The 14,861-nt window shown below is 70.2% G+C and carries 11 protein-coding genes and 1 CRISPR repeat array (1 of these 12 cut by a window edge); of the genes, 7 read left to right on the top strand and 4 right to left on the bottom strand.

Going from position 1 to position 14,861, the window contains the following annotated elements; all coding sequences use genetic code 11:
- Positions 1–198: 198 nt before the first annotated feature.
- Positions 199–864 carry a dienelactone hydrolase family protein gene (locus tag FOF48_RS20275; RefSeq protein ID WP_255442430.1) on the top strand — a complete coding sequence of 222 codons (666 nt, stop codon included), beginning with the start codon at positions 199–201 and terminating at the stop codon, positions 862–864.
- A gap of 19 nt (positions 865–883) precedes the next feature.
- Here the strand turns inward: FOF48_RS20275 and FOF48_RS20270 are convergent, their stop codons facing one another.
- Positions 884–1,573 carry a response regulator transcription factor gene (locus FOF48_RS20270; protein ID WP_143904091.1) on the bottom strand — a complete coding sequence of 230 codons (690 nt, stop codon included), beginning with the start codon at positions 1,571–1,573 and terminating at the stop codon, positions 884–886.
- 425 nt (positions 1,574–1,998) lie between these two features.
- On the opposite strand from FOF48_RS20270, the gene FOF48_RS20265 reads away from it, so the two are divergent.
- Together FOF48_RS20265 and FOF48_RS20260 are read left to right on the top strand one after the other, a co-directional pair.
- Positions 1,999–3,246, top strand: a complete 1,248-nt coding sequence (locus FOF48_RS20265; protein WP_143904089.1) for a sensor histidine kinase — start codon at positions 1,999–2,001, stop codon at positions 3,244–3,246.
- Positions 3,247–3,537: 291 nt separating this feature from the next.
- Positions 3,538–3,933 carry a response regulator gene (locus FOF48_RS20260; RefSeq protein ID WP_143904087.1) on the top strand — a complete coding sequence of 132 codons (396 nt, stop codon included), beginning with the start codon at positions 3,538–3,540 and terminating at the stop codon, positions 3,931–3,933.
- A gap of 15 nt (positions 3,934–3,948) precedes the next feature.
- Here FOF48_RS20260 and FOF48_RS20255 read toward each other — a convergent pair whose 3' ends face one another.
- Together FOF48_RS20255 and FOF48_RS20250 are read right to left on the bottom strand one after the other, a co-directional pair.
- Positions 3,949–5,259: an AarF/ABC1/UbiB kinase family protein gene (locus FOF48_RS20255; protein ID WP_143904085.1), complete on the bottom strand. Its 1,311-nt coding sequence runs from the start codon at positions 5,257–5,259 to the stop codon at positions 3,949–3,951.
- A gap of 75 nt (positions 5,260–5,334) precedes the next feature.
- Positions 5,335–7,194, bottom strand: coding sequence for a serine/threonine-protein kinase (locus FOF48_RS20250; protein ID WP_235685636.1), 1,860 nt, complete (start codon positions 7,192–7,194; stop codon positions 5,335–5,337).
- Between the two features lie 802 nt (positions 7,195–7,996).
- Between FOF48_RS20250 and FOF48_RS20245 the strand changes: the two genes are divergently transcribed.
- The 4 genes from FOF48_RS20245 to FOF48_RS20230 all read left to right on the top strand — a co-directional run bounded on the left by FOF48_RS20245 (position 7,997) and on the right by FOF48_RS20230 (position 11,399).
- Complete coding sequence (locus tag FOF48_RS20245; protein ID WP_255442429.1) at positions 7,997–9,010, top strand: protocatechuate 3,4-dioxygenase; 1,014 nt, start codon at positions 7,997–7,999, stop codon at positions 9,008–9,010.
- Between the two features lie 217 nt (positions 9,011–9,227).
- Complete coding sequence (locus tag FOF48_RS20240; RefSeq protein WP_143904081.1) at positions 9,228–10,061, top strand: aldo/keto reductase; 834 nt, start codon at positions 9,228–9,230, stop codon at positions 10,059–10,061.
- 51 nt (positions 10,062–10,112) lie between these two features.
- Entirely contained in the window at positions 10,113–10,643 is a 531-nt protein-coding gene (locus FOF48_RS20235; RefSeq protein ID WP_221938242.1) for a hypothetical protein, read from the top strand.
- 258 nt (positions 10,644–10,901) lie between these two features.
- On the top strand, positions 10,902–11,399 hold the full coding sequence (locus tag FOF48_RS20230; RefSeq protein WP_143904079.1) for a hypothetical protein: 498 nt from the start codon (positions 10,902–10,904) through the stop codon (positions 11,397–11,399).
- 95 nt (positions 11,400–11,494) lie between these two features.
- On the opposite strand, the gene FOF48_RS20225 is transcribed toward FOF48_RS20230, so the two are convergent.
- Positions 11,495–12,040 carry a hypothetical protein gene (locus FOF48_RS20225; protein WP_143904078.1) on the bottom strand — a complete coding sequence of 182 codons (546 nt, stop codon included), beginning with the start codon at positions 12,038–12,040 and terminating at the stop codon, positions 11,495–11,497.
- 485 nt (positions 12,041–12,525) lie between these two features.
- Positions 12,526–14,861: a CRISPR direct-repeat array (repeat unit 37 nt; unit sequence GTTTCAACCCACGCTCCGCCCCGGAGAGCGGAGCGAC); it runs 4,500 nt beyond the window's last position.

The raw sequence follows: 14,861 nt of genomic DNA, 5'->3' as shown, positions 1-14,861 counted from the left end.
CAGGGGCGGTGCTCAACTTGTCCCCAGCCACACGCGGTACCCAGCCACACGCAGACGGGAGGAGCCTGTATGCCAGGTCCCCGGTCACGAACGGGGTTGAAGGCGGTTGCAGGGCAGGACCACGGGTTGGAGGAGGCGCGGGAAGCCCCCGCGCAGCGTGGAGGAAGGCCGGCGGCGCGCACGCATCTGGAGCGTGAGGTGCAGGTTCCGGTCGATGACTCCGTCCTCGTCAGGGGGCGGTGGGCGGTGCCCGCGGGGGCCCGGGGCGTGGTGGTGCTGGCGCGCGGCAGCGACAGCAGCCTCCAGAGTCCCCGGCTCGCGCAGACCTCGCGCCTGTTCCAGGCGATGGGGCTGGGCACCCTGCTGATGGACCTGCTCACCCGCGAGGAGATGGAGGAGCGCCGCACGCGGCAGCTGCGCTTCAACGTGGGCCTGCTCGGCATGCGCATGGCGGGCGCGGCGCGGTGGCTGCAACGCGAGGCCCCCACCGCGGGCCTGCGCGTCGGCTACTTCGGCGCGCACACCGGCGCGGGCGCGGCGCTGTCGGCCGCGGCCTTCCGGCCTGATCAGGTGGAGGCCGTCGTCTCGCGCGGCGGACGTCCGGACCTGGCCGGCGCGGTGCTGCCCCGGGTGCGGGCCCCCACGCTGCTGCTGGTGGGCGGCGCGGACGCGCTGGGCCTGGACATCAACCGCCGGGCCTACGAAGCGCTCCGCGCAAAGAAGCGCATGGACATCATCCCGGGCGCGACCCACCACTTCCAGGAGGACCTGGAGCTGGAGCAGGTGGCGGAGCTCGCGGGCGAGTGGTTCCTCCAACACCTGGGCGCGCCCCGGGACGGCGCGGAGCAAGGCCCCGCGCCGTGAGCCAGCGCCGCGCCCCGCCCTACGCCATCACGGGGCGGGGGACGCCCAGCTCGCACGCCATCACCGCGAGCTGGGCGCGGTTCTCCGGCCCCAGCTTGCGGTAGATGCTCGTCAGGTGGGCCTTCACGGTGCGCTCGGTGATGCCCAGGTGCGCGGCGATCTTCAGGTTGTCCGCGCCGGCCGCCACGTAGCCCAGCACCTCGCGCTCGCGGAAGGTGAGCTGGGTGAGGACCGAAGGCGGCATGTCCCCGCCGTCCAGGTGCAGGGCCTGCGCGTGGAGCAGGTCCACGGGCAGCAGCCGCTCGCCCCGGGCCACGCGGCCCACGGCTCGCACCACGTCGTCACACCCCACCGTGAGCTTGCACAGGTAGCCCGCGGCCCCCACCTGGAAGCAGCGCTCCACCACGTCCGGCTCCTGATGGCCCGACAACACCAGCGCGCGCACCTGCGGATGGAAGTCGTGCAGGTACTTCAGCGCGCTCATCCCATCCTCCGCGCCAGCGCGGCCCACGTGCTCCAGCCGCAGGTCCACCACGGCGACGTCGGCCGCGGCGGCGCGCATGTTGGACAGAAACGCGCCCGTCTCCGCGCAGCGGGCCACCACCTTCATCCCCGCGCCTTCGAGCAGAGCCACCAGGCTCTCCCGGAACAACTGCTGATCCTCCAACAGCGCCACACGGATCTCCCGCCCCACTGCATTCAGCTCCATGGCTGGCACCCTTCTCTTCCCATCGAATCGAACTCCCCCCTGGGAAGGGACCCGTGGAGCCTATGTCACTCCCCCGCACCGAATGGAACCGGGCCTCCGGTGGAGCACACCGGAGGATGTTCACCGAACGTTTCAACGCACGACGCTTCGGACAGATGGCGTGTCCGCGACTCTTTCATCTGTAGGAGAATGCAGGTCTTGCCCGGCTATATCCGCTGGGCTACTTCCCCTCCGCATGGCGACCCAGCCCCCCGAGACCGAGCGCTCGAAGCCATCCCAGAGAAGAGGAGGCAGGTCCGTCACGACGAGCGCGCCATGCGGGCCACGGACGGCCACGCGCCGGGCTCCCGCATCCGCTCCGAGGACACGCCTCGCGCCTCCGCGCTCCAGGAAGAGCACCGCCGTCTCCAGGCCCGTCTGAAGGCATGAGCCCGCGCGCCGCCACCCATCCGCCTCCCCCCAACAGCGCTGGAGTTCCCGACGCGCCGGAGCTGCCGCGCAAGCACCGTGAGCCGCTGGCCAGTCACTCCGCCCTGGTGCGCAAGCTGGGGGCGGGCACCGGGAGGCAGGCCATCATCTTCGAGCTCGCGCGCTGGGCGCTGGAGCTGAACGACACCGCGCTCGCGGTGCTGACCCCGACCACCGTCGTGCTGGCCAACCCCCGCTGGCACGCGCTGGGACGCGTTCGCGGGCCGTGGCGGCGCGAGGGCGAAGCCGGGCGGTGGATGGCCCTGCGCGACGTGGGCCAGGAGGAGGCGGCGGCGGTGCGAGCCCAAGCGGCGGAGGGGCCGCGCGTCACGCGCTACCGCCAGGAGGGCGACGTCCGGCCCCGGCTGCTGGAGGTGCGCGCCGAGCGCGTCGCCGGCACCGCGCGGGGACAGGTGCTGCTCCAGGTGCGCGACATCACCGCCCAGGCGCGCGCCGAGGAGGAGCTGACGAGCGCGCGCGCCGCCCTGCGGGAGCGCGAGCAGCTGCGCGCCCTGGGAGAGCTGACGGCGGGCATCGCGCACGACCTGCGCAACACGCTCAACGCCATGCGGATGCGGCTGGAGATGTTCCAGGCGGAGGCGGCCCCCTCGCCATCCGGCCGGGATCACCTGGAGGCGATGGAGCGCATCGTGTCCGACGCGAGCGCCCGCGTGGACCGCCTGCGGGACTTCTCCCGCGGCAAGACGGGCGCCGTCCTGGAGCGCATCCAGTTGGCGGACGTGGTCCGCGACGCGGTGGACCTCGCCCGGAGCGGCCTGGAGCACCGGCCCCGGAAGGGGGGCAAGGCGCTGCGCCTGGACGTGGAGACGCAGGAGCGGCTTCCGGAGGTCTCCGGTTCGGCGATGGAGCTGCGGTACGTCATCATCAACCTGCTCATCAACGCGCGTGAAGCGATGCCCCGGGGCGGCCTGCTGCGCGTGCGCGCCTTCAAGGCGGGGAGGTCGGTGCGCATCACCGTGGAGGACGAGGGCCTGGGCATCCCGGAGGAGTCCCTGCCCCACCTCTTCACGTCCTTCTTCACCACCAAGGGAGACAAGGGCACGGGCCTGGGCCTCGCCATGGCCCACGGCGTGGTGACGCGCGCGGGCGGCCGGCTCACCGCGGCCAACCGTCCCGAGGGGGGCGCGGTGATGACCCTCAGCTTCCCCGCGCTGAAGTCGCCCGGGCACCTCAAGGCCTCCTAGCGCCCCACGCCCACATCCGCGCAGGGTCGCTGCCTCCCCGCCGCGTCTGGGCCTCGTTCGCCACGCGGCCGCATCCGGACTCCTGGCGCGGGGGAATGGCTGTCCCAGCGTGCCCACCCAGAGGGATGGGTGAGGGTGAGATATCGGTCGGAAGAATCCAGAAAATTCCAGGGAGGCTGGCCAGTGGGGAGAGCCCTGGGCGATACTCCGGGCGTGCTCGGGTCGCAGGTTCCTGGGGCGGCGTGTCCGAGACACCCCATTTCGCCGGTTCGGTTCCAGGGGGAGCCATCCATGTCGGAGACGAAGATTCGCGTCCTCATCGTGGACGATGATGCGGACCAGCTCGCGCTGGCGGAGCGGACGCTGTCCTCCTACAACTTCGAGGTGCGCACGCACCGCTCGTCGCTGGGGGTCTCCAACCTGGTGCGGACCACGGCGCCGGACCTGGTGTTGCTGGACGTGAACATCCCGGCGCTCAGCGGCGACAAGGTGCTGACGCTGGCCCGGCAGCAGGCCCCGGAGCACACGCGCTTCGTCCTCTACTCCGCCTCCGACGAGTCGAAGCTGCGCGCGCTGGCGCTGGCCGCGGGCGCGGACGGCTACCTGTCCAAGAGCACGCAGGGCGCGGACCTGGCGCGCAAGCTGGAGCGGCTGCACAAGCGCCCGCGCGTCGCCGCCGGGACGTAAGCGCGCGCAAAAGGCTCAGTCGCCCGCGAGCGCGCCGACGTCCAGGAACACCTGCCGGAAGTCGCCGCTCGCGCCCACCAGGCGCAGGTTCTGGGACAGGCCTCCGGTGGCGCGGAAGAACATCATCGCTTCCGGGGGCGGCTTGATGCGCAGGAAGCGCGCGGCGTTGCGCGTGAAGTGATTGCGCAGGTCGCGGTTGATGTCGCTGGTGCCGTAGTCGAACGGGGACGCGCGCATGGGCCGCCCGGCGATGTGCAGCACCTCGCGCAGCAGCTCCTCCGCCTCCGCCTCCGGCAGCTCCATGGAGAAGCCGACCTCGCGGCACAGCCCCAGCACGTCCAGCATCTCCAGGCGCAGCGCCTGCTGGAACATGCGGCGGTTGGAGGTGACGAAGCCCGGGCTGAAGCGCTTGATGGAGCCGAAGTCCAGCAGGCCCATGCGCCCGTCCGGCATCACCATGAAGTTGCCCGGGTGGGGGTCCGCGTGGATTTCGCCCGCGACCAGGAAGGGGCCGTAGGTGGCGCGGATGAGCTGGCTCGCGACGCGGAAGCGCGCGGCGTTGTCCGGTGACGTCGTCACCCAGTCCTTGAGCGTCTGGCCCTCCAGCAGCTCCAGCGTGAGGACGCGGCGCGCGCTCCGGTCCTCGATGACCTGGGGCACGTACAGGTCCGGCAGCGTCGCCACGCTCTTCGCGAAGCCGGCGGCGAGCTTCGCCTCGCGGCGGTAGTCCAGCTCCAGCATGAGCTCGTCGCGGAACTCCCGGAAGTACGCGGTGCCGTCCATCATCCGCGACGTCTTGGACACCGTCTTCACGAGGAGGCCCAGGTTGTCCATGTCATGGCCCATGGACGCGTCGATGCCGGGGTACTGCACCTTCACCGCCACGTGACGGCCGTCATGCAGCACCGCGCGGTGCACCTGGCCGAGCGACGCGGCGGCCAGCGCGTCCGGGGAGAACTCACGGAACAGCTCCTCCGGCGGCGCGCCCAGCTCCTCCTTCACCACGCGCGACACCTGCGCGTAGGACATGGCGGGCGCCTGGTTCTGGAGCCGGGCCAGCATCTGCCGCACCTCCGGCGTGAGCAGGTCCGGGTCCATGGAGAGCGCCTGGCCCAGCTTCATGGCCGCGCCCTTCATCTCCCCCAGGGTGGCCACCAGCTTCTCCGCGGCCCCCAGGGTGAGCAGGTCCGAGGGGTCTCCCCCGGAGAGGCGCCGGGCCCCCGTCTTGAGCACCTCCGACCCCACCTGCATGGAGAGGCCCGCCAGCTTGCGCAGGCGGTTGAAGCGCCCCTGGGGCGGCAGCTTGTCGTCGGGTTCGGAAGCCATGGGAGAGCAGAGAGTTAACGGGCACTCCTCTCCCATACGCAAGACGACCCGGGGACGGATGTGTGTCCGGTCCCTCTACCGGGTGACGGTCGAGCCCCGCACCCGGGCCCGGAGGAAGCGCCAGCGCTTGAGCCCCTCCAGGTCCAGCGGGTCCGCGCGGACCGCCAGCTCATACGCGGCGAGCGCCTCTTCCAGGCGGCCCACGGACGCCAGCGCGTCCCCGGACAGCCGGTGCACCGCGGCGCGGCCCTCGCGGCCGGTGTTGCCCGCGAGGAAGCGGCGGCGGCACTGCTCCAGCATGGTGGCGGTGAGGCCCGCGGCGAGGCAGCGCTCGATGCCCTCCACGTTGCCCAGCGTGGCGTCGTACTCCACGCGCCGCTCCACATGCCCCAGCGTGTGGAGCGCGCCGGCCACGCGCTCCAGCGCCCGGTCCACCTGGTTGCGCTGGGCGTCCGACAGCTGCCGGGCCTTGAGCAGCTCCAGGGCGCCGCGCGAGCGCTGGGCGGCGGTGCGCACGGCCTCCAGGGTGGCGTCCCGAGGCAGCTCCAGGACGGCGTAGGGGTCCCCGGCGAGCCGCCGGCGGAAGCCCTGGAGGACGGCCTCCGCCTGCGCGTCCTCGGGCGTGGGGAAGCCGCCCGCCGCCGTGGGCTGCGAGGCCCCCGGCCGCGTGCCGGTGCGCAGCTGGGCGAGCTGGGCCTGGAAGGCGGGGCTGGAGTCGCGCAGCTGCACGCCGAAGCCCGGGGACATGTGCCACGACTGGGCCTGCTCGGCGGTGACGTGGCGGACCACCTGCGCGGCGCAGGGCAGGTCGCCCCCAGGCAGCCGCAGCACCAGCGACACGTCCGACAGGAGCGCGGGGGGCGGGGCGGTGAGCTGGAAGAAGAGGCCGGAGCGGCCCACCCACTCGCCCTTGAGCTCGACGGAGGCCAGGGCGCCGGTGCCGCGCAGGAGCGCGGTGAGCGGCGCGGCGGACGGCGCGGGCGGCGGCGCGAGGGCCGCCTCCAGGGCGGCTCGCAGCTCGATGGCGGAGGTGAAGCGGTGTTCGGGCCGCTTGGCCAGGGCGCGCAGCAGCACGCGGGACAGGGCCTCCGGCACGGCGGGGTTCAGCTCGTGCGGCGCGACCGGCTCCTTCTGCAGGTGACCCACGAGGATTTCAGCGGCGGTGCGGCCGACGAAGGGCACCTGGCCGGTGAGCAGCAGGTACGCGAGCACGCCGGCCGCGTAGATGTCGCTGCGCGCGTCCACCAGTCCATCGCCGCACTGCTCGGGGGCCATGAACTCCGGGGTGCCCAGCAGGACGCCCACCTCGGTGGTCATCTCCCCGGCGGGGCGGGACAGAAGCTTGGCGATGCCGAAGTCGAGCAGCTTCACGCGGTGCCGACCGTTGGGGCCGGGGACGAGGAAGACGTTGGCGGGCTTGAGGTCGCGGTGGACGATGCCGTGCGCGTGCGCGGCGCCCAGCGCGTCACAGACCTGGGTCATCAGGTCGACCACCAGCGCCGGGGCCATGGGGCCGCGGGCGAAGTTGGCGAGGCTGTCCCCCTCCAGGTACTCCATGACGAGGTACGGGCGCCCGTCGCGCGAGTCCAGGTCATAGAGGGTGACGACGTTCTCGTGCTGCACGAGCGTGAGCGTGCGGGCCTCGGAGAGGAAGCGCGCGATGAGCTCCGGGGCCTGGGCCAGGTGCGCGTGGAGCACCTTGATGGCCACGCGCTTCTGGATGAGGGTGTGCTCCGCGAGGAACACGGTGCCCATGCCGCCGCGGCCCAGCTCGCGCACGATGCGGAAGCGGCCGAACTCCTGGCCCACCAGCGACGGCACCACGGGCGTGGGCGACGACATGGGCGACGGCGTCACGGGCACCACCCCGGCCGGTCCCGGCGGCGGCGTGCCGGCGTAGAGCATCGTGCCGCCGGTCGCATCCAGTCCGCGCATCAGCGTAGGACACGCCTCCGCTTCGGAGTGGGGCTGACCGCAGGAGCAGATGTGAGGCGACGGGGCGAGCACGAGGGGACCGGACCTGGGAGGCGAAGCGGGGGTGGAACAGCGTCAGCGGCCGATGCGAGGGATGTGCCAGGAGCCGGGATTTTCCGGCTCACGCGGGCGGACCCGCCAACCGGTTGATCCGCTTCGTCTTCGCGACACTCGAATGCGGCGTGGGTTCCAGCTCATCCGAAGACACCCCTCGGTTTCGGGGATTTTTTACAGCCCCGGGACGGAACTGTTTTCCGTCCTGCCCATCCCAATACGTTGGGTCCGCCAGACCTTGAGCACTTCCGCCCTGATTCCCCTTCAACGTCGCTGCCGCACCGCGCAGTCCCTCAACGATGACAGCAGCCCCCGCGCGTTTCCAGTGCGTGACAACACGAACACCGAGGCTGGAAAACATCTCGTTCACTCTCGAAGAAAGCCGCGTTTGCCAGTCTCGCGGTGGGCACCGGGAAGCCCTTGAGGAGTGCGAGGAGGGCGCGGATCCACGGCGTGTTGGGGGCCGGACAAAGCCCCCGGACTGAAGTGTCCTGCATGGATGACCGGGGTTCCGGGGCTCCAGCTGGAACGCAGCCGCGTTCGGCGGGGACGCGGGTGCCGGAGCGCGCGGCGTCCACTTCCAACTTGGGCGGAAGCCGAGGCGTCGGGGCTGGAACAGGGGGTGCGTGATCCACCGGACAGGGAGGGAGAAGCGCGCGGACACCGCGCCCGGTTCGTGGACCCTGTGGGCCGCGACGGGGGGAAGGACATGCGGGATGAACGAGGCGCGGCGGTGGGGCCCGTGGGAATGCCGGTCACGGCGGCGTTTTCGCGGCGGAGGGTGCTGCGGGTGCTGGGCACGGGGCTGGTGGCGTTGCCGTTCCTGACGCAGCTCGAGTGCGGCGATGACGACGACACGGGGACGCCGGACGCGGGGACGCACCCGACGTGGGCGACCACGGGGACGGCGGCCATCACCCAGGCGACGCGGGATTTTGATCCATTCACGGAGGCGCCGAGCGCGCCGTGCACGTTGACGTGCGCGATGACACAGGGGCCGTGTTACGCGCCGACGCGGGTGGCCCAGGACGTCACGGATGGGCTCGCGGGCGTGCCGGTGCGCTTCGCGTTCCAGCTGTTGGATGAGGACTGCCAGCCCATCACGGATGCGTCGGTGGACATCTGGCACGCGATGCCGACGGGGGTCTACTCGGGCGAGTCGGAGAACCTGGCGTTCTGCGCGGGCAGCGCGGCCAGCGAGGTCGAGCCGTTCCAGTACTTCCGGGGCGTGCAGTTCACGGACTCGCGGGGACGGGTGGACTTCTATTCGTGCTACCCGGGTTGGTACTCCAGCCGCACGGTGCACCTGCACCTGACGGTGCGGCGGGGCGTCACCCCGGACGGGGGCTACAGCGAGCAGACGGAGTTCCTGACGACGCAGCTGTTCTTCGACGACGCGCTGTCGGACGACATCTACGGCACCGTGGCGACGTATGCCCGGACGGAGACGCGGGACACGAACAACACGGACGACACGGTCATCGCGGCGTCCGCGGTGGATGAGTATCTGTTCGAAGAGACGGTGATGGACGACGGGTCGCTGCTCTGCGCGAAGACGCTCATCCTGCGTGCGTCCACGTCCGAGGCGCTGTGCGACGCGCCCGGCGGTTCGGGCTCGACGGACGGCGGCGAGGGCGGGCCGGGGCCAGGAGGCAGCCCGCCGCCCGACGATGGGGGCTTCATCCCACCACCGGGCGATGGGGGTGCGCCACCGGCGCCCTGAGCGGCAGGCGGCTCGAGGCCAGGAGAGCAGCCGGCCGGGTGAACGGTGCCAGGGCTGGGCCCGCGGTTGGCGGACGGCGCGGGGGGATGCCCACCCTTCTCGGGATGCTGCTGTGGAACGCGGTCATGCGGGGACCTTCACCGTCACGGGCTGGGATGGCGCCGGGTGGTGTCGGGCGTGCCCGCCGCTGGGAAGGCCCCTCACTCAAGGAGACGTCATGGCCACGCAGGCTCCGCGCGAGTTGGACGACGGGAACTCGATTCCTCCCCTGGGCTTCGGCACCTGGCCGCTGAAGGGCGACGAGGCGGCCCGGGTGGTGGAGATGGCGCTGAGGGCGGGATACCGGCTCATCGACACGGCGGCGCGGTACGACAACGAGGAGGCGGTGGGACAGGGGCTGCGGGCGTCTGGCATTGCCCGCTCGGAGGTCTTCGTCACGACGAAGCTGCGCGGGGCGGACCACGGCTACGACGCGACCCTGCGGGCCTTTGATGCGAGCGCGCGAAGGCTGGGGTTGGAGTCGGTGGACCTGTACCTCATCCACTGGCCGCTGCCGGGGCGGGACCTCTACGTGGATTCGTGGCGAGCGTTCGTGCGGCTGAGGGAGGAGGGCCGGGTGCGCTCGGTCGGGGTGTCCAACTTCGAGCCGGAGCACATCCAGCGGCTGGTGATGGAGACGGGCGTGATGCCGGTGGTGAATCAGGTGGAGCTGCACCCGGACTTCGCGCAGCAGGCGCTCCGGGAGGACGCCGCCGCGAGGGGAATCCTGGTGGAGGCGTGGAGCCCGCTGGGTCAGGGTGGGGACCTGCTGAAGCGCGAGGTCATCACCCGGCTGGCGAAGAAGTACGGCCGGAGTCCGGCGCAGATCATCCTCCGGTGGCACGTGGAGCTGGGGGACGTGCCCATCCCCAAGTCGCAGAACCCCCAGCGCATGCGCGAGAACCTGGAGGTCTTCGACTTCCGGCTGGACGCGGACGACCTGGCCGCGCTCGCGACGCTGGACCGAGGCCACCGGTTGGGCGGCGACCCGAAGGTGTACGTCGAGTTGTAGGGACGGTCCCAGGCTGGGATTGCGTGGGGGCCCGGCGGAAGGAGTCGTGTCATGCGTTCACGGTTTGGAGCGGGTCCGTTCCTGGTGGGCTGCGGACTGGCGGTCGTGCTGGGCGGGGGTGGAGCGGCGCGGGCACGAGAACCGGCTCCGGTGTTCAGCTACTGGCACAACTGGACGGACGACCACGGGGTCAGCCACATGACCCGGTGTCCCGTGCGGAGCTTTGATTTGAAGAGCATGTCGCCGCCCGCGGATCCGCAATGGCAGGCGCGCCAGCCTCCCGGGCAGGCGCAGGTCCTCTTCACGGTCCAGCCTGACGGATGGAAGGGTTCGTGGCACGAGGACCCGAAGGTCCAGTGGATCATCCCGCTCTCCGGGACGTGGTTCGTCGAAGCAATGGACGGCACGCGCGTGGAGTTGGGTCCGGGGGAGGTGTCCTTGGGCGAGGACTTGAACACGCGGCCGGACGCGCAGGGGCACAAGGGGCACCTCTCCGGCAACGTCGGTCCCGGGCCGGTGACCTTGATGGTCGTGCAGTTGGAGGAGCAGGCCACGGTCAATCAACCGTGCCGGTTCAAGTGAGGGAGGCGCGGATGGCGCTCAGGTCCAGATGGATGGCATCCGGAGAAGAAAGAGCGCGTGCGGAAGGCGTTGGAGCGGCAAAGGAAGAAGTGAGCAACCGTCTGTGATGGGTTGGCTGCACTGCGAAGAGATGGGAGGTCGCCAGTTCCAGGGTGCGGCATCTGCTACCCTCACCGGATGCTTCGTCGCGCCCTTGCCCCTATCGTGCTCTGCGCCACGGCTCTCTGGCCGCTGTGGGCGCTCGCTTGCATCAACTCGATGGACCGCATCGCCAGGGACGTCACCGTTCCCCTGTGGGCCGATCTGATCCCCTGGACCATTGGCTCGGTGGTCCTGAACCGCGTCGTCCTCGTCAACGTCCGGGGGTCGGCTGCAATGGACCGACCGAAGCCGTCCTGGTTCCGACAGGCCTTCTTCCTGCTTGTCGGTGCCGTGATCTTCTTGGTGCTGACCACGATCTCCGCGGGCGGGCCGCTCGTCGACCTCACCTCGGCGGACTTCGACAGGTGCACGGGGAGCGGTCCCCTGATTCTGGCGCTGGTGCTCAGTCCCGCGGTGCTGCTCATCCTGCAGGCCGCGTTCTTCCAGGGTACGGGCAAACAGCTGCTCGGTGACAAGCGCGGGGTCGCCCTCGCGAGCCTGGTCCTCTCATCCATCCTGCTGGTGATGGGGCTGAGGATGACCCGTGACGCGTTCATCATCCCGCAGCTCTGTCCGCTCGCCACGGCCGGGAGGCCCCCGGGGCCCTACGACTGATTCAGGACGTGTGAAGGTCGTGCAACTGGTCGGGTGCGCGTAGGACGGTGCGGGGTTTGCGCTCGCTCATCCCGTGGACAGCGTGCGCGGCAGCATCACGGCAAGCGACTCCTGAGCAGAAACCAGTCATTCAGCTCGGGATGCTTTTGCACCAGTCCTGTTTCAGAGATGAGGACCAGGGTATTGAGCGCGCTCTTGATGTAGCGCAGCCTGAGGAGCAGAGCTGTTGGAATCAGGCTCCAGTCCTGAAGGGACACGATCCTGGCTGCCTCCTCAATGGGGATGGAGGCAAGTTCCTGGAACCAGTCAAAGATGACTTCCGGCTCCAAGACAGCATCCCCTTCCTGCGCGCCAAGCTCCCTGATCATCCAGGCCCGCAGACTCATCGCTGAGAGCATGATGGAGTGGGTATCGCCGCCAGCCGAACGCCCTGCGAGCACTCCATAGACAAGGAGTGCGATATGCGCCCATGGAACGCTCCGCTCCTCTCTGGCTCGGGCTGCGGCGGTGAAGGCGAATCCATCCCAATTGAAGTTCTCGCCGCCCACTGGCTCGCCGATAGAAAGCCCGTCGAGCCAGGCTCGCACCTGCGGGAGCGGCCACTTCAGGACGGTTTGCAGAAGAGGAGTCTTCGTTTCCATAGTTACCGTCACGGAGCGAACGTGATTCCAAATCTGGCAAATGCCCGCCGACCGAGCTCCAGGACACTCTCGCTCGCGGCCTGGGAAGCCCCGTTCAGATAATGGCCGCTGCGAGACGTCAACTGGATTCCGAAGCGAGTGGTGCCGTGAATCGAGAGTTCTGCTTCACCGGCAGCCAACACGGGGCGACCTCCGCTCGCGACCGCATGAGAAAGCTCAACCCCCTGCCATGTATGTGGAATGACTCTCAGCTGGCCGTCCGCGGTGATGACCCATTTGATTCGTTCCGCGCTCGCATACCGCAGGGACTCAGGTGAATCCACGCTGACCGGCTAGATTCAAAATCGTCGAGAGTTTCAACCCTTGCTGCGCCCCATTGAGCAGAGCGACCTTGCCTATGGCTGCGACACGCAAAGACCGAACGCCGTTTCAATCCACGCCACGCCACGCCACGCCACGCCACGCCACGCCACGCCACGCCACGCCACGCCACGCCACGCCACGCCCGGAGAGCGGAACGACCTGCTCCGCGTTCGTAAACGAGACGCCGTACTTGAGTTTCAACCCACGCTCCGCCCCGGAGAGCGGAGCGACTGCCAGGGCCCGCGAGGGTGTACGTGTTGAGCTTCTTGTTTCAACCCACGCTCCGCCCCGGAGAGCGGAGCGACCGCCACTGGCGGGACTCCTGACCGGGCACGGCCCGTTTCAACCCACGCTCCGCCCCGGAGAGCGGAGCGACATCACCGCCTCACGGCTGAAGTGGCGAAGCTCAAGTTTCAACCCACGCTCCGCCCCGGAGAGCGGAGCGACATCACCGCCTCGTCGGTGAAGTGGCAAAGCTCAAGTTTCAACCCACGCTCCGCCCCGGAGAGCGGAGCGACCGTCCTTCCCAAGCGAATGCCCAGGACTGGGCGAAGTTTCAACCCACGCTCCGCTCCGGAGAGCGGAGCGACAGGCCACCTTGATGCCACTCTCACGCCAGTAGGTCCCGTTTCAACCCACGCTCCGCCCCGGAGAGCGGAGCGACCGCCCAGGCCGGCTTCACCGCCGCAGAGGCCATGTTTCAACCCACGCTCCGCCCCGGAGAGCGGAGCGACGCCGTCACGCTGTCGCGCTGCTCCTTCAACTGCTGTTTCAACCCACGCTCCGCCCCGGAGAGCGGAGCGACCAGGAGGCGGGCCCACCGGCCAGACGCCGCGGAGCGCGTTTCAACCCACGCTCCGCCCCGGAGAGCGGAGCGACCCACCAGCGCCGCCTTGAACTTCCACGAGGCGAGGTTTCAACCCACGCTCCGCCCCGGAGAGCGGAGCGACCAAGGTGCTCCATGTCCCGTGCCTGTCCCTCCAGAGGTTTCAACCCACGCTCCGCCCCGGAGAGCGGCTCACGCGGAAGGCGCCCGGCACGTACGACGTGCCAGAGGTTTCAACCCACGCTCCGCCCCGGAGAGCGGAGCGACCTCCGCAGGCGAGGGCACGGTGAGGTCCAAGCGGTGGTTTCAACCCACGCTCCGCCCCGGAGAGCGGAGCGACACGACGGGCCCGCGCAGGCCGTTGGTGCCCGCGTGGTTTCAACCCACGCTCCGCCCCGGAGAGCGGAGCGACCAGTCGTCACATCGCAGGGCTCGTGCTTGCGGGGTTTCAACCCACGCTCCGCCCCGGAGAGCGGAGCGACGCGCTCTGCATGGACAACCTCGATTGGATAGGGAGGTTTCAACCCACGCTCCGCCCCGGAGAGCGGAGCGACTCCCGGGGACAGGTGATCACCCGGGGGCGATGCTGTTTCAACCCACGCTCCGCCCCGGAGAGCGGAGCGACCGATCGGCCCCGCTCCGTTCACCGACCACGGGGTGTTTCAACCCACGCTCCGCCCCGGAGAGCGGAGCGACCCGCGCCGTCAGCGCCACAATCCCGGTGTTGCTGGTGGTTTCAACCCACGCTCCGCCCCGGAGAGCGGAGCGCCGTCGGGGCGCTGAATCACCACGGTCAAAAGCAACATGGTTTCAACCCACGCTCCGCCCCGGAGAGCGGAGCGCCGGTCCAGGAGACGCTCCTGGGCCTCGCATTTCCCAGCGTTTCAACCCACGCTCCGCCTCGGAGAGCGGAGCGACAGCGTCAGCCTTTCCGGCGCGCTCCCGAGTCGCTGGTTTCAACCCACGCTCCGCCCCGGAGAGCGGAGCGACCGGCGACGACGCGGCGCCGTGACGTGGAGGCCGGGTTTCAACCCACGCTCCGCCCCGGAGAGCGGAGCGACCTCTCTTCGATGTCGCCTATGCCCAGGAGCTGAAGGAGTTTCAACCCACGCTCCGCCCCGGAGAGCGGAGCGACCGCCCCACCTATGAGCGCTCCGAGGACACCAGCATGTTTCAACCCACGCTCCGCTCCGGAGAGCGGAGCGACGACGCTCCCCTAGCTCCCACGCGCGGTCCGTCGCGCGTTTCAACCCACGCTCCGCCCCGGAGAGCGGAGCGACCCTGGGGGACGACGGCGGGCACCGCGAAGCGCTTGGGGGTTTCAACCCACGCTCCGCCCCGGAGAGCGGAGCGACCTTGCCGGTGGTGGGCAGCGACGCGAACCGCAGCGTTTCAACCCACGCTCCGCCCCGGAGAGCGGAGCGACAGTAACCCGGCGCGTCGAGGATCGCCTCGTCCGCGCGTTTCAACCCACGCTCCGCCCCGGAGAGCGGAGCGACGAGGTGGAGGGGGAAAACTCCTGGCGGCTGCTGGTGTTTCAACCCACGCTCCGCCCCGGAGAGCGGAGCGACATGCACGCAGTCTATGACGACAGTGGCGAGCATGAGTTTCAACCCACGCTCCGCCCCGGAG

This window comes from Corallococcus sp. Z5C101001 (assembly GCF_007352635.1).
GTDB classification, from domain to species: domain Bacteria; phylum Myxococcota; class Myxococcia; order Myxococcales; family Myxococcaceae; genus Corallococcus; species Corallococcus silvisoli.
The sequence above is the reverse complement of the archived record's forward strand: the minus strand, read 5'-3'. Positions and strand labels throughout refer to the sequence as shown.